This window comes from Streptomyces sp. 35G-GA-8 (assembly GCF_023534745.1).
Taxonomy (GTDB): Bacteria; Actinomycetota; Actinomycetes; order Streptomycetales; family Streptomycetaceae; genus Streptomyces.
This window is the reverse complement of record NZ_JAMHJQ010000052.1, coordinates 1-1,592: the sequence shown is the minus strand read 5'-3', so window position 1 is coordinate 1,592 and position 1,592 is coordinate 1. Positions and strand designations below refer to the sequence as shown.

Here is a 1,592-nt window from a genome sequence, read left to right as displayed (position 1 = left end):
CTAGTACTCCAGCAGGATTTCGGTGTCTGACCTGGTCTTTCGCCGGGTGGCGGGAGTGTAGCGGGACTTCGGTCGTGCGGGGGCGGTCTCACGGAGACCGCCCCTCGATCGTGCGACAACGCCGCAGGTAATGACAGCGGCGGGCGACTGCTTGGCGTCGGCGGCGCCAGTTCGACCAGCTCAGCGCGTGGTGTCGTCCGCGGTGTCCGCTCAGGTGCGGGGGCCGGGCACGACAAGCTGCCAGGAGTCGCCGAACCTCCGCCACTGTGAGCCCGATGAGCCCGGGTGTCTCACCTGTTCCGCCCCCTTTTCCCAGGGCCGGTGTGCCGTGGCGGCCAGGAAGGCGTGCGCGAGCATAGCCAGAGTGATGTGCCGATACCAGCCCACGTAGCGGCGGACCTCGTACTGGTCCAGGCCGCACTCGTTCTTCGCCGCCTGGAAGCACTCCTCGATCGCCCAGCGCGCCCCGGCGACACCCACCAGCTCCTGGACGGTGACCTGAAGGGGCGCGTAGGCGAGGTAGTAGGCGATCTCGTCGGGCTTGCTGATGCTGCGCCGGGCCAGTGCCCACCGCATCCGGTGAGGGACCTCGCCCTGATAGTCGAACTCGGCGACGGCCGGCAGCCGCACCGCTGCCCAGTGGTAGACGCGGGGCCCCTTCGCGCCGTCGCCGCATGAGATCTTCTCCCATGCCTCGGCGGGTGCCTGAGCGAACAGGCCCTCGATCCGTGAACAGCCCACGCTGAACTGGGACTTGGGGACGGCCAGTACGTAGCCGACACCCGACTGTTCCAGCAGTCGGCGGAATCGGTTGTCCTGGCCGTAGGCGGAATCCGCGGTGACCCAAGTGATGGGCAGCGGCGAGGCCAGAGCCCGCAGCACCATGTGCCGGGCCAGTTCGCCCTTGGTGGCGAACTCCCGCTCGTCGGGGACCCTTGCGGTGCGGCAGCGTTCCCGGTCCTCGGTCCAGGACTTCGGGAGGTAGAGCTCGCGGTCGATCAGAGTCCTGCCCCGGGTGGTGGCGTAGGCGGCGAAGACGCCGATCTGGCAGTTCTCGGTCCGGCCGGCGGTGCCGGAGTACTGGCGCTGGACCCCGGCGGAGACCGTGCCCTTCTTGATGAACCCGGTGTCGTCGACGATCAGGACGCCGTCGGCCTCGCCGAGCTTGGCGGCGACGTATTCCTGCAGGTCGTCGCGGATGTCATCGGGCTCCCACTTCGATCCGGCGAGGAGGTGCTGCAGTCCGTCCGGGGTGGAGTGGCCAGCCTGTTCGGCCAGCTGCCAGCTGTTCTTGCGGGCCACCGGGGCGAGCAGCCCGCGCACGTAGTCCCGCATCCGACGACGGAGCTCGACTCGGCCGAAGCGGTGCCCGATGGTCAGGAAGAGGTCATCCAGTTCGAGGTCCCATTGCGCGGCGGCAGACTCGGTGATCACCCTCGGAGGCTGCCCCGATGCTGTCATTACCTGCGGCGTTGTCGCACGATCGAGGGGCGGTCTCCGTGAGACCGCCCCCGCACGACCGAAGTCCCGCTACACTCCCACCACCGGGCGAAAGACCAGGTCAGACACCGAAATCCTGCTGGAGTACTAGG

General features: G+C 68.5%; 1 protein-coding gene. It reads right to left on the bottom strand.

The features are described 5' to 3' along the window. Positions 1–210: 210 nt before the first annotated feature. Complete coding sequence (locus tag M1203_RS38465) at positions 211–1,461, bottom strand: IS701 family transposase (RefSeq protein ID WP_283959529.1); 1,251 nt, start codon at positions 1,459–1,461, stop codon at positions 211–213. Between the last annotated feature and the right edge of the window lie 131 nt (positions 1,462–1,592).

Excerpts from the sequence above, each read along its gene's own strand:
- M1203_RS38465 (WP_283959529.1), bottom strand. The coding sequence starts at position 1,461 with ATGACAGCATCGGGGCAGCCTCCGAGGGTGATCACCGAGTCTGCCGCC.